General features: G+C 42.9%; 16 protein-coding genes and 1 pseudogene. 10 read left to right on the top strand and 7 right to left on the bottom strand.

Annotated elements, in window-relative coordinates; translation table 11 throughout:
• Window positions 1-449, bottom strand: a 449-nt coding sequence (locus RMY16_RS29695) for a HEAT repeat domain-containing protein (RefSeq protein ID WP_416211714.1), incomplete at its 3' end; no start/stop codon positions are given.
• Between the two features lie 379 nt (window positions 450-828).
• Between RMY16_RS29695 and RMY16_RS29700 the strand changes: the two genes are divergently transcribed.
• Together RMY16_RS29700 and RMY16_RS29705 are read left to right on the top strand one after the other, a co-directional pair.
• Window positions 829-1668, top strand: coding sequence for an Rpn family recombination-promoting nuclease/putative transposase (locus RMY16_RS29700; RefSeq protein WP_322739384.1), 840 nt, complete (start codon window positions 829-831; stop codon window positions 1666-1668).
• A gap of 13 nt (window positions 1669-1681) precedes the next feature.
• Window positions 1682-1957 (top strand): annotated as a pseudogene (locus RMY16_RS29705) (DUF4351 domain-containing protein); the annotation flags it as partial.
• Here RMY16_RS29705 and RMY16_RS29710 read toward each other — a convergent pair.
• The 4 genes from RMY16_RS29710 to RMY16_RS29725 form a co-directional block, all read right to left on the bottom strand.
• Window positions 1943-2281, bottom strand: coding sequence for a hypothetical protein (locus RMY16_RS29710; protein ID WP_322675499.1), 339 nt, complete (start codon window positions 2279-2281; stop codon window positions 1943-1945). The pseudogene RMY16_RS29705 and the gene RMY16_RS29710 sit on opposite strands and share 15 nt — an antisense overlap.
• Before the next feature lie 141 nt (window positions 2282-2422).
• Window positions 2423-4948, bottom strand: a complete 2526-nt coding sequence (locus RMY16_RS29715) for a cyclic nucleotide-binding domain-containing protein (RefSeq protein ID WP_322739385.1) — start codon at window positions 4946-4948, stop codon at window positions 2423-2425.
• Between the two features lie 993 nt (window positions 4949-5941).
• The gene (locus tag RMY16_RS29720; RefSeq protein WP_322739386.1) at window positions 5942-6589 is read right to left on the bottom strand and encodes a response regulator transcription factor; all 648 of its coding nucleotides are present in this window, start codon (window positions 6587-6589) and stop codon (window positions 5942-5944) included.
• Window positions 6590-6592: 3 nt separating this feature from the next.
• The gene (locus RMY16_RS29725) at window positions 6593-7204 is read right to left on the bottom strand and encodes a sensor histidine kinase (RefSeq protein WP_322739387.1); all 612 of its coding nucleotides are present in this window, start codon (window positions 7202-7204) and stop codon (window positions 6593-6595) included.
• A 39-nt stretch (window positions 7205-7243) separates the two neighbouring features.
• Here RMY16_RS29725 and RMY16_RS29730 point away from each other — a divergent pair, with 39 nt between their 5' ends.
• From RMY16_RS29730 to RMY16_RS29745, 4 genes are all read left to right on the top strand, one after another.
• A complete protein-coding gene (locus RMY16_RS29730) occupies window positions 7244-7390 on the top strand; it encodes a hypothetical protein (RefSeq protein ID WP_322739388.1) in 147 nt (48 codons plus the stop codon).
• Complete coding sequence (locus RMY16_RS29735) at window positions 7374-9974, top strand: efflux RND transporter permease subunit (RefSeq protein ID WP_322739389.1); 2601 nt, start codon at window positions 7374-7376, stop codon at window positions 9972-9974. Before RMY16_RS29730 ends, RMY16_RS29735 begins: the two co-directional genes overlap by 17 nt.
• Window positions 9971-10660 carry an efflux RND transporter permease subunit gene (locus RMY16_RS29740; protein WP_322739390.1) on the top strand — a complete coding sequence of 230 codons (690 nt, stop codon included), beginning with the start codon at window positions 9971-9973 and terminating at the stop codon, window positions 10658-10660. The genes RMY16_RS29735 and RMY16_RS29740 overlap by 4 nt, the downstream gene beginning before the upstream one ends.
• 486 nt (window positions 10661-11146) lie before the next feature.
• Window positions 11147-11911: a PPC domain-containing protein gene (locus RMY16_RS29745; protein ID WP_322739391.1), complete on the top strand. Its 765-nt coding sequence runs from the start codon at window positions 11147-11149 to the stop codon at window positions 11909-11911.
• A 723-nt stretch (window positions 11912-12634) separates the two neighbouring features.
• Here the strand turns inward: RMY16_RS29745 and RMY16_RS29750 are convergent.
• A complete protein-coding gene (locus RMY16_RS29750; protein WP_322739392.1) occupies window positions 12635-12832 on the bottom strand; it encodes a hypothetical protein in 198 nt (65 codons plus the stop codon).
• A 365-nt stretch (window positions 12833-13197) separates the two neighbouring features.
• On the opposite strand from RMY16_RS29750, the gene RMY16_RS29755 reads away from it, so the two are divergent.
• The 4 genes from RMY16_RS29755 to RMY16_RS29770 all read left to right on the top strand — a co-directional run bounded on the left by RMY16_RS29755 (window position 13198) and on the right by RMY16_RS29770 (window position 19768).
• On the top strand, window positions 13198-13935 hold the full coding sequence (locus RMY16_RS29755; RefSeq protein ID WP_322739393.1) for a PPC domain-containing protein: 738 nt from the start codon (window positions 13198-13200) through the stop codon (window positions 13933-13935).
• Between the two features lie 149 nt (window positions 13936-14084).
• The gene (locus tag RMY16_RS29760) at window positions 14085-14906 is read left to right on the top strand and encodes a peptidylprolyl isomerase (protein ID WP_322739394.1); all 822 of its coding nucleotides are present in this window, start codon (window positions 14085-14087) and stop codon (window positions 14904-14906) included.
• Window positions 14907-14929: 23 nt separating this feature from the next.
• Complete coding sequence (locus tag RMY16_RS29765) at window positions 14930-17875, top strand: peptidase domain-containing ABC transporter (protein ID WP_416211715.1); 2946 nt, start codon at window positions 14930-14932, stop codon at window positions 17873-17875.
• Between the two features lie 72 nt (window positions 17876-17947).
• Window positions 17948-19768, top strand: a complete 1821-nt coding sequence (locus RMY16_RS29770) for an HlyD family efflux transporter periplasmic adaptor subunit (RefSeq protein WP_322739395.1) — start codon at window positions 17948-17950, stop codon at window positions 19766-19768.
• A 332-nt stretch (window positions 19769-20100) separates the two neighbouring features.
• Here RMY16_RS29770 and RMY16_RS29775 read toward each other — a convergent pair whose 3' ends face one another.
• Entirely contained in the window at window positions 20101-20697 is a 597-nt protein-coding gene (locus RMY16_RS29775) for a Uma2 family endonuclease (RefSeq protein WP_322739396.1), read from the bottom strand.
• Between the last annotated feature and the right edge of the window lie 201 nt (window positions 20698-20898).

The following is a 20898-nucleotide window of genomic DNA, read 5'->3' on the forward strand; positions in this document are numbered from 1 at the left end:
CCCAGATTTCCCAATGCCGATGCTGCACCGGAACGAACATTTGAGTCAACAGATTTATCCTTGAGGAAGTCGAGGATGTCTTTGACGTAAGGTTTGGCAGCCTCCCCCAGATTTCCCAATGCCGATGCTGCACTGGAACGAATATCAGCGTCAACGGTTTTATCTTTGAGGATTTTGGCAGCTTTCTGAGCAATATCCTCTGGTTTTTGAAACACCAATTTTAAATTTTTTAGATCATATTCATTGAATTTATCAAAAGCGAGTTTTTTTACTCCGTCATATCCATCATCAAGGGCAGCAACGATACCGTTAATCTGCCACGCTTCCGGCTTCGGCTTAGGCGCTTCTTTCGCGCTTACCCAAGGCAGGGCGAGGAGGAGAGTCAACAGCAGGGTAAAAGGAAAAAGGAAAAAGAGCGACGATCGCTTTTTAATTATGTGCAGATACATTTGTATAATTCGTAATTTGTAATTCGTAATTCGTAATTTCTTTTGTAGGGAAAGAGAAAGGAGTTAGGTTTTTTACTAGTAAATCAGGAACCGCTACAGTTATCTTTTTACCGTCTGATAACTCAACCTAGCTAAAAATGGAATATTACTGTAATTATTACAGTTACAGGAATTTAAAAAGATACGCCCAAAGTATAATAATGAGCTTCCTTGAGCGATGGTGCGACGCCGAATAGCCGGCACTTCTCTACGAGACGCTGCGCCAATGACAAGCTACTTCGGCTGCGCTCAGTACAAGTCAGTGACCATCGTAGACATCGCCTACTCAAACCACTGCACGAGATAATAACAACACCTGTTCAATTGTTAGCGATCGCTAATGTCTTTTGATAACCTCTGCAAACTACTATCCGAAAAACATCCTGCTACCTTTGCCAGTTGGGTATTAGGAACACCGCAAACTTCCGTCACAGTTCTCAAAACCGAATTGAGCATTGAACCAATTCGCGCTGATTATGTCACATTCTTACAACTACAAGGACGCATTCTCCATCTGGAATTTCAAACCAAACTAGAATCTACGCCACCCCTACCCTTGCGGATGCTAGATTACTGGGTACGCTTGTATCGTTTGTATCGTTTACCAATAACGCAAGTTGTCGTATTATTACTTCCCCCTGCACCAGGAACAGTAATTGAAACTGTCTTCTGTGTCGAAACTACCCGTCATGAATATCGCGTGATTCGCTTCTGGGAAGAAAATCCTGAACTATTCCTCAATGAGCCAGCTTTGTTACCCTTAGCACCACTGGCGGCAACCACGCAACCCCAAGCTTTGTTGCAACAAGTTGTGAGAAAAGTTAATCAACTTGAGCCAAGACAACGACCAGAAATTTCCGCGTATACCCAAATCTTAGCGGGGTTAAAATACAATCAAGACTTGATTCGACAATTATTTCGGGAGGGTATGATGCGCGAGTCAGTGATTTATCAAGAAATTCTTGCTGAAGGCGAACAACAAGGAGAACTAAGAGGACGAAAAGCAGAAGGACAATTGCTGATTCTCCGTCTGCTGACTCGACGGGTGGGAGAATTACCCCAAGAAGTGCTAGACCGGATTGAAACTCTCTCTTTAGAACAATTAGAAAATCTCGGTGAAGCATTGTTGGATTTTCAGGCGATCGCAGATCTACAAGCCTGGTTTAATACATTAGAGTAAGAACCAATAAATTATGATGCGCGAATCAGTGATTTATCAAGAAATTCTCGCTGAAGGCGAACAACGCGGACGGGAAGAAGGACGAAAAGCAGAAGGGCAATTGCTCATTCTCCGTCAACTTACTCGACGGGTGGGAGAATTACCCCAAGAGATGCTAGACCGAATTGAAACTCTCTCTTTAGAACAATTAGAAAATCTCGGTGAAGCATTGTTGGATTTTCAGGCGATGCCTACGGCGGTAAACTACGCAGATCTACAAGCCTGGTTTAATACATTAGAGTTCAATTAACTTGAAGCCCCAAGGTTTGAGAGCCGCTAAAGCTATTTCTTCACTTACACCTTCATAAGCCTCCCATTCCAACGGGTGTTCTTTGGGATGTCCGTCGCCGACATTACCTGCAACTTTAATTATTGGACAGTTGGCGATGCGATCGCGCTCTAACCCTTTTGGAACTACTAATTGGATTTTGTGCCCGATAAACTTCGCTGTACTATCATTAGCTACAGATTCGCGGATTAAACAAATATCACCAGCAGTCCCCCAAGTCGTTTGGTAAATGTGGAGGAAGGATATATAAGTTGCTGGTTTGATCGCTCTTTTTATAACGTGCATTATCTGTAATCCTTACACTATGAGTCAAAAATCATAAATCATATAAGTATTTTCTATCACGTTCGTAGGGAAGAATGTTCTTAACTCACATTTTCCACCTAGCCCAGGCGATTAAAAACCGCCTGGTGGAAGATGTAAAGCTCAAAAGACGATAATTGCCCACATACTAACTCCCAAAGCGATCGCTGCTAGGTGTTGCAGCATGAGCGATCGCACTGGTTGCTTGGCAATCTTTTGGGTTAATAACATAGTCATTAACACGGAGAAAATTAGCGTTGCACCTTGCAAAAAGGCAATCACAGCCGGGTGAGCAACTAATATTGGCAATTGTTCGCCACTCAAACCAAGAGTAGCAAAGGTAACAGGTAAAATTCGCCCGCCTTCGCCCAAGCCTAAACGCAGATAGTGAGCCAAGTTTCCCCCTAAAACTAATGGAAGATAGCTATATGCAAGCTCTACAAATTTTCGAGGCTTACGGTTAGCGTTGAACAGTTGGAGCAAGCCATAAGCCGCAAAGGTAAAAGCTGCTGGGATAATTAACACTAACAGCGATAATCCCAAGTGCTGCCAAAAATCAGTTAAATCTAGTTGCAGCCCTAACCAAGATTGCAATTCTGGCAAGCGATGTAGATATATACCACCCAAGAGCAAAAACAATAATGCTACTTCATAAGTACGGGGTACATGAGTTGTCCACAGTTCAATTCCAGGGGGACGCAAGTTGAACTCAACGGAACGATGGGGACAGGCTTTGAGGCAAGTCATGCACAGTACGCAATCTCGGTTATCTTCTAACTGCGCTGGGTGTGAGTATAAAGGACATCCATTGGTTTCTAGCCCTTCGCCTTTTTGCGGCCCACCTTTATAACACTGATACGTGGTGCAACTGGCAGAACATATCCCTTGCTGTGCCCGGAGTTCCGTCATTGAGAGTTTGGCAAACAAACCATTCATCCCGCCGATGGGACAGAGATAGCGACACCAAAACCGCCGCTCAAAAATAGCTGAGAAAATCATCGCCCCAGCAGTAATTAACAGCAGCAAACAAGCGCTGAGGTAAGCTGTATTTTCTAAATGCCAGAGTTCTTCCCATAAGAAAATTAGGGTAAATAAACCAAAGAGGAACCATCCGCCCCATTTCTCAGCTTGTTCTCTCGGCCAGCGCTTGAGTTTTCGAGGCCACAGCCATAAAGATAACTTTTGGGTAATTTCCCCGTAAATCATGAAGGGACAAACAGAACACCAGATACGTCCCAAAAAGGGAAAGAGAAATAAGAAGAAAGGCCACCACCAAGCCCAAAATAGATTTAATACGAAATTGCGATCGCGGGTTTGCGGCCCAATAAATAATATTGCAACAATAATCGCAAAAGCTGTTGCAGTAAAACCATAATTAATGCGATCGGGCCACCAGTCACTACGTAAAAACCGCCTTAAGGAAGGATAGGCATTTAACAGATTTACCCGAAATCGTTTTTTCTTAGTTTCGGCTGGCCAGAAAATTTCTTCTGTTAATTCATTTGCACCCTCAGCTTGGACAATCGCTCTTTCTACCAGATTTTTCAATTCTTTGAGGTTGCCAGGAAAATCATAAGACTGGAGGCGACGCAAAGCTTCTGGGGTAATATGCGGTTTAGAAACGCCTCTAGAGCGAGTGTAAAGACTGGTATAATATTCAACTTGTGTCTGAATATCAGCTTTCCGCACCCGTAGCGGTGGTACTTTTATAATGTGACCAATACAGCGTTCAATTGTCGGCTGAGTTTTTTCTGAAACAATGAGAATTCTGGCTTTACTGGGACGAGCTTCGGCTACTGGGTCTCCAGAACGACTGACGGGGGTATATGTACCAGTTTTGAGCAAATCCGTCACGGCAGGTAATAATTCTTTGGGCAATTCTTGGATGTTGTTGAAAACTAGAGTACCTTCCCCCAACCATTCCAACAGTCCGGGTTTGCCGCCAGCGCGACCAAATAAATCTGCACCGCTAGTTTGGAGAATACCACAATTTACTTTAATAATTGGTTCTCGCCGTTTGGGAGAACCAAAGTGGATGAGAGCTGCTATGTTGTCTTTTTCTAACCCTGGTTCTCCGAAAATATCCACTGATTCGCGGTCAGCAGCTGCTTCTCGAATTTGCTCCCGCAACCGTACAGCATAGCGACTTGTACCGACAATTCCCCGTTGCGCTTTGGTGACTAAATATGGCCGCAAGGCAATAGAACGTTCTTGTTCATAGCCAAGTGCAGATGTTACCTGAGCTAATTCTTGAGCCAATTGACGCGAAAAAGCCTGAGCAATTTCGGGGTATTGAGTGACTAATTCCCGAAATTTAGCAGCAGGTACAACCCACAAGTGACATTCGGTTACTGTCGTAATTGTGAATGGAGTTAATTCTTCCAACAGCAATTCTTTGAGTTCAATCACTGCACCGGGGAGAAATCCACAAGCTAAAGCTGGGTTGCTTTGATTGGTGCTATTGCTTTCAAGTTGACCTTCTACAAGAATATAAAGAGCTTCTGGAGAATTGCCTTCACTAACTAAGTCAGTTTCGGCACTCACTACTTGTTCTTCAATTACTTGAGCGATCGCATTTAATACTTCAGGTGAGAGAATTCCTAAAGACGTGCGTTCTTGTAGCCATGTAACCGTTTCTGGAGATGTCATATTAAGTTCTCCCTGTAGGCTGCTGTATAACAAGAATTATCCCTGAAAGGGTATGTCATATCATGTCCGCTTGATTACTTACTAAACCCCAAGAACCCCACCCCGCCAAAGCTATGCTTTGTCTCCCCTCCCCGCAGGCGGGGAGGGGCTGGGGGTGGGGTGCAATGACTGTGGGTATCATAACTAATTACCCGGACTTGATATCAAAATATCTATATTCAGTTGTTGTGCATTAATACACAATGTGCAATAGACTTTTTGCATAAACTACAAAATTTGAACCCCACCCCGTCAAAGCTACGCTTTGTCTTCCCTCCCCAAGTTGGTTACGGTGTATACACAAGTCCTTCTCACCCCTCTAACTCCCCCAATTGGGCTACGGTATACACAAAAGTCTTCTAAAGCTGCCCCACATCCAATACTGCTCGCTTTGTGCATTTTCAACTCGGCATTGGGTTTGGGGAAAAGGTTAAAGGGTAAAGGTTAAAGGTTTTTTCTTTCCCCTTCCCCTTTTCCCCTTAACCGACAAGTATTGGCCCCACATCTTGCTCTGCTATGTTAATGCATCGACCTGTTATGCCAATGCATCAACTTGTTATGCCAATACATCGACTTGTTATGCCAATACATCGACTTGTTATGCCAATGCATCGACCTGTTATGTTAATGCATCGACTTGTTATGCCAATACATCGACCTGTTATGCCAATGCATCGACTTGTTATGCCAATACATCGACTTGTTATGCCAATGCATCGACCTGCAAAGATTAGCCCACCCTAAGCTAGACTGCAACTCTAAAAAACTTGTGTGTACGCCGTAGCCGATGCTTTGGGGAGAGGATTAATACCATTTCACGAAATGCTTGATATAAATGGTTTGTCTCTAACTCTTTCCCCCTGCTCCTCGGTCACTGAGCGCAGCCTCTCGTAGAGAAGTGCTGCTAGCTATTTGTCTTTCTAGCGAACGATATCTCCCTTGCCCAAGTAGACTCTATTTAAGTTCACTAAACAACGAATGGGCAAACAAAGCGGCTTGAGTGCGATCGCGTAAACTCAACCGACTCAGAATATTAGTAACATAGTTCTTAACAGTGTTTTCTGAAAGAAACAGCGATTCAGCAATTTCCCGGTTATTGGCTCCACAAGCAATTAACCGCAATACATCTAATTCTCTGGGTGTAAGTTGCGCCAATTCTGGAGGGGGTTGCACAGACGGGGCAGGTGCGGCAATCGGCGTGAGTGCTTTCTCAAACAATCCCGGGCCGAGTAGGGTTTGTCCCTTGTAGACGGATAAAATTGCCAACATTAATTCATCTGGTTCGGTGTCTTTGAGCAAATAGCCCTTTGCACCCAGCCGCATCGCCTGGAAAACATACTCATCATCATCGAAGGTGGTGAGGACGAGAACCTTAATGTCAGGATATTGTTGAGCGATCGCTTTTGTGGTGGCAACTCCATCCATTACGGGCATTCGGATATCCATTAGCACAATATCAGGTTGCAGCGCGGCAATCTGTTCAAGTGCCCGTTGCCCATTTTCTGCCTCACCAATTACCTGCATCTCTGCATTCGACTCAAGCATACTCTTAAGTCCCTGGCGAATAAGATGCTGATCGTCAACTAATAAAATCTGAATCATAAGCTAAAACACCAACAGCTTTGAGAGTGGCAAAGAAACAGAAATACAGCAACCTGTTCCTAGTTGACTGTGGAGATTCAACTGGCCGCCTAATGCAACCGTCCGTTCTCGCATCCCTTGTAATCCAAACCCGGTTGTATTTTGAGTGGGGTTAAAACCTTTTCCATTATCTTCGATTGACAGATGAATCATTCCAGCGTGAGCCAGAAGTTTAACGGTGACAATCGTCGCCTCGGCGTGTTTGCAAATATTTGTCAGCGATTCTTGCACAATGCGGAATAAAGCCGTGTTTACTTCTGTCGGTAAAGTGTGCGGTACATCAATTTTACAGGACGGTTGAATACCTGTGGTTTGCTGAAAATCTGTCAGCAGCTTTTCAATGGCTGATTTGAGAGATTGCCCTTGCAAAGGATTTGAACGCAAAACCGAAAGCGATCGCCTAATTTCTAGCAACGCCTCAGCCCCCAATTCTTTTGCTTGTTTGAGAAATGTCAATGCTTTGTCATTATTAGATTGCCAAAACAACAGAGTGTTATTAATCTGTATGGTTTGGGCGGCGAGAGTGTGTCCTAACCCATCATGAATTTCGCGGGCAATTCGGTTGCGTTCCTGCAAGGTTGCCTGATCTTCAATCTGCAGGGCATACTGGCACAGTTGTTGATTAGCGATCGCTATACTTCGTTATATAACAAAGGCGCGATTAGTTTAGATCAAGCACAGCAATACCTTTCCAATAGCAAATCGGCTACAGCAACACTACAAGCAGATCGAGAAGCGATCGCTAATGCTGAAGCTGTTTAATCCTCCCACTTACAGCAAAGTTAACCCCGCCGATCAACCGATTCTTTACCTTTACCTCGATTCTACGACTCTGCCGCTTTCTCAGGTAGATAATTATGCCGAGACTTATTTGGCGCAAAAGCTATCTACAATCAATGGGGTAGCACAGGTAGCCCTCTACGGTTCCCAAAAGTATGCAGCTCGAATTCAACTCGATCCGCAACAATTGGCAGCGCGGCAAATTGGGCTAGATCGGGTGGCGACGGCGATTCAACAAGGTAACGTTAATTTGCCTACTGGCAGTCTTTCGGGAAATTACAAGAATTTTACAGTCCAAACTAACGGTCAACTTGAGGATGCGGCTGCTTATCGTCAGTTAATAGTATCTTATAAAGATGGAATGCCCATCTATCTCAATCAACTGGGTAGGATTGTTGACAGTGTAGAAAATGACAAAGTAGCAAGCTGGTATAACAATACTCGCGCCATTATTCTCACCATTCAAAGACAGCCTGGAACCAATACGGTACAGGTCGTAGACACGATTAAGAAATTGCTACCGAATTTGCGAGAACAGATTCCGGCATCCGTGGAAATTGGTATTCTCTATGATGCGTCTCAATCGATTCGAGATTCAGTAGATAATGTCAGATTTACGTTGATTCTGACGATCGCTCTAGTTATCTTAGTAATTTTCATCTTTTTACGGAACCTCTCGGCGACGGTGATTCCCAGTTTGGCATTACCCGTTTCCCTGATTGGTACTTTTGCGGTGATGTATTTGCTGCACTACTCACTAGATAACCTATCGTTGATGGCGTTAACCCTTTCAGTGGGTTTCGTCGTGGATGATGCGATCGTCATGCTAGAAAATATCGTCCGTCACATGGAAATGGGGGAACGTCCCCTAGAAGCGGCGTTGAAGGGGTCGAGAGAAATTGGTTTCACCATCCTATCGATGACACTTTCCTTAGTTGCAGTGTTCATCCCCATGTTGTTCATGAGTGAAGTGCTGGGACGATTATTTCATGAATTTGCTGTGACGATCGCAGTGGCAATTCTCGTCTCTGGTTTTGTATCTTTGACTTTGACTCCGATGTTGTGCAGCCGTTTTCTGCGTCCTGTAGATCGTGCTAATCAAAGTCGGTTATATCAAGCTTCCGAATATGTATTCGATCGCTTCCTCGCTCTCTACAATTGGAGTCTCAAAAAAGTCTTAAAATATCACCGCACCACAATGATTTTATCCGTCTTTCTATTGGTGGTGACAGTTGGGTTGTTGGTGGTAGTTCCCAAGGGCTTTATTCCTAGCGAAGATACCGGACAAATTACAGCCATTACCCAAGCAGCCGAGGATGCATCCTTTGATAATCTTGTCCAGCATCAACAGACAGTTGCTAACCTGATTCGTCAAGATCCGAATGTAGATGCAGTCAACTCCAATATCGGGGCGGGAGCGAGTGCTAGTGGCAGTGGGGCGGCAGTTGCAGCCAATTCTGGTAGTTTGTTTATTCGGTTAAAACCGCGATCGCAGCGCCAACTAGGGGCCGACGAAATCGTGCAAAATTTGCGAACCAAACTCGCCACTGTTCCAGGCATCCAAGTATTCTTACAAAATCCTCCAGCAATACCCATTGGCGCCGGGCAAAGCACAGGACTTTATCAGGTCGCACTTCAGAGTTCTGATGTCAAACCCTTGCAGGAATATGTTCCGCAACTTGTTCTCAAGATGAAGAACTTGCCAGAACTCCAGGATGTCAACAGCGATTTACAATTTGCTTCCCAAATTCAAATTGACATTGACCGCGATAAAGCCTCAACTTATGGGATTACCGCCGAGCAAATCGAAAATACCCTCAGAAGTGCCTACGGTTCCTATCAAGTGTCAACCATATATGCAGCGACCAATGAGTATCAGGTGATTTTGGAATTAGCACTGCAATATCAGCAAGATATTAATGCTCTGTTGACCTTATACATTAACTCCAGCACAGGAGTAGCAGTTCCTCTGAAGACATTCGCCAAACTATCTCAGGGAGTCAGCCCGTTAATGGTTAATCATAACGGTCGGATGAATGCTGCTACCATTTCCTTTAACCTCGCCCCTGGTGCGTCCTTGGGAAATGCAAACCAAAAAATTGCAGAACTGATCGATCAAGTGATTCCTAAGAGCATTAGCACCAGTTTTCAGGGCGCAAGCCAAGTATTTCAAAGTTCACTGCCGAGTTTGGGTTTACTGTTAGCGATCGCTATCTTAGTAATTTATCTGATTTTGGGTATTCTCTATGAGGATTTCATTCACCCAATTACAATTCTTTCCGGTTTGCCTTCAGCAGGTTTTGGGGCATTGTTAACGCTGATCATATTCCATGTTGAACTGAATGTTTACTCCTTCATCGGCATAATTCTCTTAGTGGGCATCGTTAAGAAAAACGGGATCATGATGGTGGATTTTGCAATTGAAGCCCAGCGAGAAGAATTGAAAAAACCGTCTGAGGCAATTTATCAAGCCTGTTTGGTGCGCTTTCGTCCAATTATGATGACGACGATGGCAGCATTAATGGGAACCTTGCCTATTGCGATCGGATTTGGGGCAGGTAATTGATTGACACGCTCCCAGGAACATCTCTAAGTCAGGCTACAGATGCTATAAAGCAAGCAGCCAGTGAGGTGCTACCCTCAACAATTACCCCCAGCTTTCAAGGTTCAGCCCAAACCTTCCAACAATCCTTCAATGATTTAGGCGTACTGTTGTTGGTGTCTATTTTAGTAATTTTTCTGATTCTCGGTATCCTCTATGAGGATTTCATTCACCCAATCACCATTCTTTCCGGTTTGCCTTCGGCGGGTTTTGGCGCATTATTGACGCTGCTGATTTTCCAGGTTGATTTAAATCTTTATTCTTTCATCGGCATCATTCTGCTAGTGGGTATCGTCAAGAAAAACGGCATTATGCTAGTAGATTTTGCAATTGTTGCGCAGCGAAAGGAAGGAAAAAATTCTTTTGATGCCATCTATACCGCTTGCTTGACTCGCTTCCGCCCGATTATGATGACGACGATGGCAGCTTTAATTGGGACATTGCCCATTGCTCTGGGGACAGGAGTAGGTTCAGAAGCGCGTCGTCCTTTGGGGATTGCGATCGTTGGTGGATTGGCGTTCTCTCAGATTCAGATATTAACTCTCTATCTGACTCCAGTGTTTTACATTTACATGGAGACATGGCGGAAAAAGCTTAGTATGCAGAGTAGGAAAGTTGAAAAAAAGCATCTGCCAGCAGTTAAAAGTTAATGATAGTTTTTGGTAAAATCGAGCAGGAGTAAAGCGATCGCTTAAAGTCAATTACCATCGCTCGGAAACTACTTGACAAGATTGGGTTAAAGCTGCTCTCTCAGCTAAAGGTTAGAGAATGCTGATAGATTTTACGTCACTGCAACATCAGTACTGTTTGCGCTAAATAAGACTTTTTATGACTAAATAATACAAAGCATTTAAAATTTACTTTCAAACACCTAACTATTGAGGTCTTTTTCATGCTGTGTTTATTGAAGAAACAGCTTAATTTAGATTCATGGTTAAACAACAGGTTTTGAACACGGCAAGCACACAACCAAACAGCTAAGGCTCTATTGAAGATAATAAATAATATTTATTTTCATCAAACTCTAAGCCGCTAAATTCCAGTAAATGTAACTTCAAATAGAAAGTTTACATCTGTGCAAACTACAACTTACCTGAATTTGACCAAATCACAATCAGCACTTAAAGGACAAAAAAATGGCACTTTTCAATCTTGGTACAGTAGGTAGTACCCCTGTTATCAGAGATAACTTTACTTTAACTACTACAGACCCCACAGATGTTTTTAAATTTCAAATCGCCAGTGGCAAAAACATTAACCTATCTCTGACAGATATTAGCGCTGGTGATGATGCCGACATCCGACTGTTTCGAGATGCTAACAATAACGGTGTATTGGACAGCTTCGACCGAAATGTTGGACTTGTTTCCAATCGTGGAAGCAACCAAGATGAGGCGATTAACTTTAAAACTAGCTCAGGTACTTTTTTTGCTGAAGTTTCTCGCTTTGCACCAAGTAGTTCAGGCAGTGTTAGTTACGATTTAGGTTTGTCTGCAACTGCACCATCTGGAACTTTTCCGATTTCAGCCAGTTTCAGTAACCTTCTACCTAAAGAATTTGTACTTGGTAATCTGTCAGCTGATGTTACCCGTACAGGTAATGTCAATAACCAGAACACTACTGATGTTTACAACTTCTCTTTAGGATTTTTTGAGGGTGTCAACATTAGATTGAACGGACTGAACGGTGATGCTGACATCCGGCTGATTCGGGACTCTAACAACAATCGCATCGTTGATGCTGGTGAGGAAGTTGCACGCTCTACTAGTGGAGGTACTGGGTCAGAGCTTATTTCCAACACTAACTTATCTGGTGACTACTTCTTGCAAGTCACTCAATTCTCTACCTCTAACTACACTGTGACTTTCGACCACTTCACTACCCCCCAAGCTTTAGTTTAGGTATCGGCAGTGGTGAATAGTACTTGAAAGTTTTGTACGGCAATGCTTTCAAGAGTATGCAAATGATGTAATATCATGTCCGCTTGATTACTTACTAAACCCCAAGAACCCCACCCCGCCAAAGCTACGCTTCGTCTCCCCTCCCCGCTCTTCGGGAGGGGCTGGAAGTGGGGTGCAATGACTGTGGGAATCATAACTAATTACCTGGACTTGATATAAGCGGCAAAGAATCATACTTGAACTTTGCCGCTTTTATTTCAGACTTTAGACAAAAAAATTACATCAGACTTAACTAAAGCGGACTGAGCAACGATGCTGATATCCAACTAATTTGATTTAATCGCAATCGAGGAAATTGACCGTTCTATTAAGAGCGGTATTACCTTAGATATTATTTCTAATATTAATAATGCTGGTAAATACTTTCTACAGGTCGAGTAATTCAAAGATAGCACCAACTACACTTTGACTTTTAACTAGTTCACCACCCCCTTTGCTTAAGTTTAGGCATCGGGAGTGGTGAGTAGTACTTGAAAGTATTGTACGGCAATCCTTTCAAGGGTATGCAAATGATGCAAGTTGCAGAAAGTTATACCTGAACTTTACCGCTTCATTGCATAATTATAGCTGCATCAATCAAATATTTCAACAAAATTGATGTTAAAGATTTTTTAAGCTTCCTTCGGGGAAGGGATTTAGGCACAGATGTATGTCTGTGGGGTTCTATCGTCGGTGATGAAGTGAAGTGTAGCAAGTGAGGAGTGAAAACTCATAAATTAGCGATCGCTTTAAGACTACCAGAAACATCCAGTTAATCATAAGAAGCCTTTGAGTTATCAGAGGCTTTTTTGTATCAATGACAACAAGGCTTGTAGTGCTACCATCGCCTTGATACAAGCTTTTGCCTACTTCTTCACACATCTCTTATTTCATCAAACTCACTCTCAATTACGCCAACGGTGAGTTATAAGACTTTTTATGACTAAATAATACAAAGCATTTGGAATTTACTTCCAAATACCTAACTATTGAAGTCTTTTTCATGCTGTGTTTATTGAAGAAACAGCTTAATTTAGATTCATGGTTAAACAACAGGTTTTGAACACGGCAAGCACAAAACCAAACAGCTAAGGCTCTATTGAAGATAATAAATTTTATTTATTTTCATCAAACTCTAAGCCACCAAATTCCAGTAAATGTAACTTCAAATAGAAAGTTTACATCTGTGCAAACCACAACTTACCTGAATTTGACCAAATCACAATCAGTACTTAAAGGACAAAAAAATGGCACTTTTCAATCTTGGTACAATAGGCACTACTCCTGTTGTTAGAAACAACTTCACTTTAACTACATCCGATCCTACTGATGTCTTTCAGTTTCGAATCGGCAGTACCAAAAACATCAATCTGACTGTGACAGATATCAGTGTTGGTGATCCCGAACTGTTACTTTTTCGAGACAATGGTAACGGGATTTTTGATGCTAATGACCAATCAGTTGATTTGTCCACTAGGTCTAGTAACAGAGATGAGTCTATCAATAATCAGGAAAATACAGGGACTTATTTTGCCCAAGTCATTCGCGGTGCTGCTAGTTCAGGAACTATAAGTTATGATTTTGCCGTGTCTGCGACTACACCCAACTCGACAAGCGATTTGAGCAATCTTCTGCCTAAAGAGGTTGAACTTGGCAACTTGTCAGCTGATATTAATCAATTTGGTTCTGTAGCCGACTTTGACACAGCAGATGTTTACCAATTCTCTCTAGGATCGTTTGAAGGTGTCAACATTACATTGAGTGGACTCACAAGTGATGCTGACATCAGACTGATTCAAGACTTTAACAACAATCGCATTGTTGATGCAAATGAGGTAGTTGCAAGCTCTACTAGGGGTGGTACTACGTCGGATGTAATCTCTAACATTACTTCATCTGGTAACTACTTCTTGCAGGTCAATCAATTTATTGGCAATACTAGCTTTAACTTGACTTTTGACCATTTCACTACTACCTTTGCTTAAGTTTAGGCATTAATGAGTGGTGGTAATTGAAAGCATTGCTATACAATGCTTTCAAGAGTATGCAAATGATGCAAGCGGTACAAATCCATACCTGAATACCGCTTGCATTTCTCAATTTATGTCTGTACGACTCAAATATTTGCACAAATATGAATAAAACATTACAACTAGGCGATGTCTACAACGGGCGTAGCGGCAGCGCCCTCTTACCGCCAGAAATTATTCCCTTTTTAGCAAGTTACAATCTAATCCCGCAATTGTTATCTCAGAGCATTATTGAATTAGCGATATCTACGACGGGCTACGCCAACGCACCAATTACCTGCACACCAGCCGAAACATCTCAAGCTCTACAGCAATTTTATCAGCATTGGGATTTAAACAGCGAAGAAAAAATCCAAGATTGGTGTTTGCGTTATGGTTTGACTCAAAAACAACTAGAACTTTTCGCCACCCGAAAGCTGAGAGTCGAAAAGTTCAAGCAAATAACTTGGGGACATCAACTAGAATCTTACTTCCTCAAATACAAAAGGCATTTTGATAAAGTCATTTATTCTTTAATTCGGACTGATAGCAGAGGAACTGCTAACGAGCTATTCTTCCGAATTACAGAAGGAGAACAATCATTTTCGGAACTAGCACGTGAATATTCTCAAGGGCCAGAAGCTGATACAAATGGCATCATCGGCCCAGTAGAGCTTGGTACGATCGCTCCCAATTTTGCTCAGTTACTTTGCACAAGTCAAGTACGTATAGTTCAACCACCCGTAGCCTTTGGAGACTCATGGATAATTATACGCGTGGAAAAGTTTATAACTGCCCAGTTGGACGATTTTATGCGCCAACGATTGCTGCAAGAGAATTTTGAAACTTGGTTTCAACAGCAACTAAGTCAACTATCACCAGAAGAAAAAGCCTGGATGGGAATCAACACCAAACCAGCACAGCCTCAAGAAGCGAAAGCTGCTTAAAAATTATTAAAATCGGGTGCAAGATGATGACAAATACAACTATTGATATTCAAGAATATATTGCCGATTTATTTCCTTTTAATTATTTGCCACCAAATGTTTTAGAAAATTTGCTCGACAAGGTGCAATTTTGTCGTTATCGCATCGGGCAGGTAATAGTAACCAGGGAAGCTATGCCCAATTGGATTAGCATTATATACCAAGGACAAGCACGTTTATTAACCTACAATTCCCAAGGACAAAATCCGGCGACACTGAAGTTACTCTCACCAGGAGAGGTTTTGGGTTGGGTAAGTCATGTACGGGGTATTGCTTGTGAAACTGCGATCGCTTCTACTGAAGTTATCGCTATTAATCTACCTATTGCTGGTTTTCTAACTTTACTCAAGCAGGAAGAGGCTTTTGTCCAAGCGTTGCAAAATGAAATTACTCTTTTAGAAGTATATGAACTACTTACCGAAGAACTCAGCCGTCGCGCAGATGGTAGCAGAAATTTAGTTAAGCTTGCCCAAGCTGCAACTGAAGTTGCGATTATCCAAACAATTCCTGCACGCAAAGCTTTCCGCCAGCAGTTAGATTCAGAATTTTTGTGGTTAGTCAGCAGTAATTTTGATGCTGAGTTCCCTGTTGGGAGTCGCTTAGAGTTGGATGAACTCAACCCCAAGCTGAAATTTAATACAAATATGCGTTTGGTGGGATTGCCCAAATCAATATTTAGAGAAAATCTCGCTTCTCCTACACCAAAAACACTCTTACCCGCAGAGATTCCCTACGCCTCAGAAATTACTGTCACAGAAGCACCAGCAACTAAGGGGAAACAAAAGAAGTTTCCTTATATCAAGGGTAGAGGGCCGCTGGATGCAACACTAGCTTGCTTCCAGATGTTGAGCCAATACTTTAACATTTCTTGGCGCAGAGATACATTGCAGCGAGTATTGACAAAGCAGCACGAACAGAAAGGCGTTATATCTCTGCAATTTTGCGCCGCCGCCGCTGAGTTGATGGGGTTGACAACACAGATGGTGAAAGTTCCCGCCGCCGCAGTCGGACGCTTGCAACTACCAGTAATGATTTCTTGGCAAGATAGTTTTGCAATTATTTACAAAAATAGCAATCAAGAGTTACTCATTGCCGTTCCAGAGATGGGACTACTGCGCTACAAACTTCGAGACTTTGCCGAAAATTGGGGGGCTGAAGGAGAAGTCCTGCTGCTACAAACCACCAAAAATACTCCCAAGGCGCGGTTTAGTTTGAGTTGGTTTGTACCCTCACTGCGGCGCTATCGCAAAGTATTAATTGAAGTACTCATTGCTTCTATTGTTATCCAACTGTTTGGGCTGGTAAATCCCCTCGCCACACAGGTGATTATTGATAAAGTATTGGTTGGCAATAGTCCTGATACCCTGGAAGTTTTTGGCATCTTTTTGCTAGTAGTAGCAGTCATCGAAGCAATACTCACCAGTATCCGCACTCATTTATTTACAGATACCACTAACCGAATTGACCTCGCCCTTGGTTCTGAGGTGATTAATCACCTGTTACGTCTGCCATTATCTTACTTTGAACGCCGTCCTGTAGGAGAATTGGCAACGCGAATTCACGAGTTGGAAAACATTCGCTCTTTCTTAACTGGTACAGCTTTAACTGTGGTGATGGATGCTGTATTTTCAGTAGTCTACATTGTAGTGATGGCGATTTACAGCCCGGTGTTGACCTTGGTAGCTTTGGCAACAGTACCGTTGTTTGGCTTGCTCAACTTGATGGTATCACCTGTGATGCGGCGACAATTGCAAGAAAAAGCAGAATGTAATGCCGAGACGCAATCTTATTTAGTGGAAGTGATGGGAGGAATGCAGACAGTCAAGGCGCAAAATTTAGAAATGCGATCGCGTTGGCAATGGCAAGAACGCTATGCTCGTTATATTAGCGCTGGTTTTAAAACAGTCTCTACCCAAACTACTGCCGGTTCTGTTAGCAGTTTTCTCAACAAGTTTTCCAGTATGTTAGTGCTGTGGGTGGGAGCTTTTCTCGTTCTCAATCAGCACCTAACTTTGGGACAACTCATCGCTTTCCGCATCCTGGCTGGTTATGTCACCAGTCCCTTGTTACGCCTAATGCAACTTTGGCAGAACTTCCAAGAAACCGCTCTATCTCTGCAACGCCTTGCTGATATTTTAGACACTCCCCAAGAAGTAGAAATCGGTAACTGTCAAAATATCCTGATGCCCAGTGTTCAAGGTAGCGTCCACTTTGAAAATCTCAGCTTCAGTTTCTCGGAACACGGGCCAATGCAACTATGCAATATTAACTTAGACTTTCCGGCTGGCTCTTTTGTGGGAATTGTTGGTCAAAGCGGTTCCGGTAAAAGCACTCTGCTAAAATTATTACCCAGACTTTATGAACCCAAGTCCGGCAAAATCTTGATTGATGGCTATGATATCAGCAAAGTAGAACTTTATTCTTTACGCCGTCAGATTGGTATGGTGTTACAAGATACCTTACTATTCGATGGCACCATCCGCGAAAACATTGCCTTGGGATATCCTGATGCTAGCGATGAAGAAATTATTACTGCTGCCAAGGTAGCTTATGCCCACGACTTTATTATGTCTTTGCCCAGTGGCTATAACACCCGTGTCGGCGAGAGAGGTTCAGGACTATCTGGAGGACAACGCCAACGAGTAGCGATCGCTCGTACTGTTCTACAAAACCCGCAATTACTGATTTTGGATGAAGCTACCAGCGCCTTAGATTACAATGCCGAAGCCCAAGTTTGCCGTAACTTGGCAACAGCTTTTCAAGATAAAACAGTGTTTTTCATTACTCACCGCCTCAGCACAATCCGCCATGCCGATGTCATTCTGATGATGGATCGAGGTGCTGTAGTAGAACAGGGTACTCATGAAGAATTGATGGCGCTCAAAGGTTATTACTACTGTCTGTATCAGCAACAAGAAGCGAAAGTGTAGTGCTGAGTGCTGAGTGCTGAGTGCTGAGTGCTGAGTTAGGAGGTAAAAGTTAGGAGTCAGGAGGAAATATTATTGCTTCAAGCTCAGAACTCGGAAGTTAAGCCTTTTTGCTTGAACGTTGAGCTTTTGAACTCGGAAGTTAAGCCTTTTTGCTTGAACGTTGAGCTTTTGAACTTGGAAGTTAAGCCTTTTTGCTTGAACGTTGAGCCTTTGAACTCGGAAGTTGCACCTTTTTGCTCGAACGTTGAGCCTCTGAACTCGGAAGTTGCACCTTTTTGCTCGAACGTTGAGCCTTTAAACTCGGAAGTTGCACCTTTTTGCTTGAACATTGAGCTTTTGAACTCAAAACTTGAACCTTTCCCCTTTCCCTTTCCCCATTCCCCATTTATTATGAATATTCAATATAAATTCGATCAACCAGTACTTTTACAACAGACACCTACTTGGTCACGAGCGATCGCTTGGACTATTGTTGGAGTTAGCACCTTCACCGTAATCTGGGCCTCAGTCTTCCAAATTGATGAATCAATTCATGCTACTGGCAAGCTAGAACCACAGGGTGCAGTTAAAGAAATTCAGGCTCCGATTCATGGTGTTGTCAATGAGATTTTAGTCAAAGATGGTCAGCGAGTCAAAAAAGGTGAAACGCTCGTTACCCTAGAAAAAACTTCTTCGGAGGCGGAGTTAACCTCATTAAAGCAAAGTCGGGCGACTCAATTGCTGGCGAAACAGGCGCTAGAGCAAGAAAATGACTTCTATCGCCGTCAGCTTCAAGGGAGCATATCACTACAAGAAGTGGCACAGCAAACTGCTCTGTTGAAAATTAAACCAGAACTAGCCTTTTTGACCAAAAGCCGAGCAGCCATTATTGCCGAAAACCAGTTGTATCGGACACAGTTAAATGGTGCGACTGCTGGAAATAGTCTCACAAGAGAGCAGCAGTTACGTTTGCGAAATCGCCAAATAGAGTTGGAATCGCGTTTAGCCACAGCTAATTTAGAAACGGGACAGACACAACAGCAATTTTTCCAAACTCAAGCGGAATTAAGTAGCGCTAAAGAGTTGCTGACAATTAATCAACAAATTCTCCGCAAGTTTGAACCTCTAGCGCAACAGGGGGCGATTTCCCAGGTGCAATACTTGAAACAACAACAGGATGTCAGCACTAAACAAGCTGAAGTGATCCAACTGAGTAGAGAACAACAGCGATTACAATTAGCGATCGCACAGTCAAATCAAAAATTTCGCAATACTGCGGCTGTGTCTCAAGAAGATTTACTAGCCAAAATTACAGATAATGACAAAAACATTGCCGGAATTGACAGCCAATTAACCAAGGTAATTGTAGATAATCAAAAACGCCTCTATGAAATTAATAGTCAGATTGGAGAGATTGATAGTAAGTTAACTCAAGCAGAACAAACTCTGAAATATCAGAAAATTACAGCACCCGTAGATGGAACTGTCTTTGAACTCAAAGCCAAAACAGCAGGATTTGTAGTTAATTCCAGCGAACCGCTTCTGAAACTCGTTCCTAATGATAACTTAGTTGCTAACGTCTACATCACCAACCGTGACATCGGCTTTGTCAAAGAAGGGCAACAAGTGGATGTAAGAATTGATTCTTTTCCCTTCCAAGAGTATGGTGATATTAAAGGCGAACTAGTTGAGATTGGCTCTGATGCCTTACCTCCAGACCAAGTTTATAATTTCTGGCGGTTTTCTGCAAAAGTTCGCCTACATGGGCAGAAGTTACTAATTAATCAGCGTCAAATTCCCTTGCAATCAGGGATGTCTATTAATGCTAATGTGAAATTACGTCAGCGCACGATTATGAGCATCTTCACTGATTTCTTAGTGCAAAAGACTGAAAGCTTAAAGTCTCTGCGCTGAACAAAAAGATTGAAAAACCTCTCTTCTAGAAGAGGATAGGCTTAATACTAATTTGCCTTCTTATGTATAATTAATTACCCCCCTTAATCCCCCCCCTTCGACAAGCTCAGGGCATCGCTTGCAAAGGGGGGAGATCAGAGATCCGGTTCCCTCCCCTTTACAAGGGGAGGGTTAGGGTGGGGTAAAACTGACGCTAAAACCCAGATGAGTAAGCTATTTCAAACTTCTGTGTACAGCGTAGGCTCTTCGAGAGGGTGCAATGACTGGGGAAATCATAACTAATTATGCGGACATGGTATGAAACCTAACATCCCATAAAGATGTGCGATCGCCTATTTCTGGAGCGCCTGTTGAAAAGTCTTGATCGCCTCTACGTGATTCACCATATTCATGCAACGTAATAACAAATCCAGATCGATTCCTTTCACCTCTTCACTACTAGAAACCTTTTCATAGTGAAGTGTATTGCCTTCTCCCCGCAGATGATAGACTGCTAGGACACCATCTTCCCAAAACCACACTTCCTTGATTTTCAGCCGCTTGTATGCATCCAGTTTGTTGATGCCGCCACTAGAAAACACCACTTCGATCGCCAGATCGGGTAGCATCCGACCAGGAGCAAGTTTATAAGATTCATCCGCCTCTCGCTTGACGGCGACTGTTTCGCTTTCCAGAGTCATTGAGCCAGTTGGAGTAAAATCGAACCCTGCCATGAGCAGGTAAAGCTCCAATAATGCAGCAATCCTCTTTTTAACAGTTTCGTGGGGTTCTCCAGGCATTCGCCGGATCTCCAGAATTCCATCCAGAAAAGAGAGCCGATATCCTGGACGGTCTAACAATTGCTCAACTGCTTTAAACTCTCTCCAGGTCATTCCCTCAAACAGAAGAGGTAATTCCTTTGGTGGTGTTACTATCGTTGCTGTGGTCATTTGAGTCTCCAGTTGGTTTCCAGATTAGAAATAATCAGGTTTGGAGGGCGATCGCTTCATTATTTTAACTGCATTGGGTGGATATCATCGGAAAGCTCAGAAGAGAATTGCGGGTTATGCCAACCCATTTGTTATTTCGGAGTACTCATTTGTTATTTCGGAGTACCCATTTGTTATTTCGGAGTACCCATTTGTTATTTC

This window comes from Nostoc sp. DedQUE12b (genome assembly GCF_034530835.1).
Taxonomy (GTDB): domain Bacteria; phylum Cyanobacteriota; class Cyanobacteriia; order Cyanobacteriales; family Nostocaceae; genus Nostoc.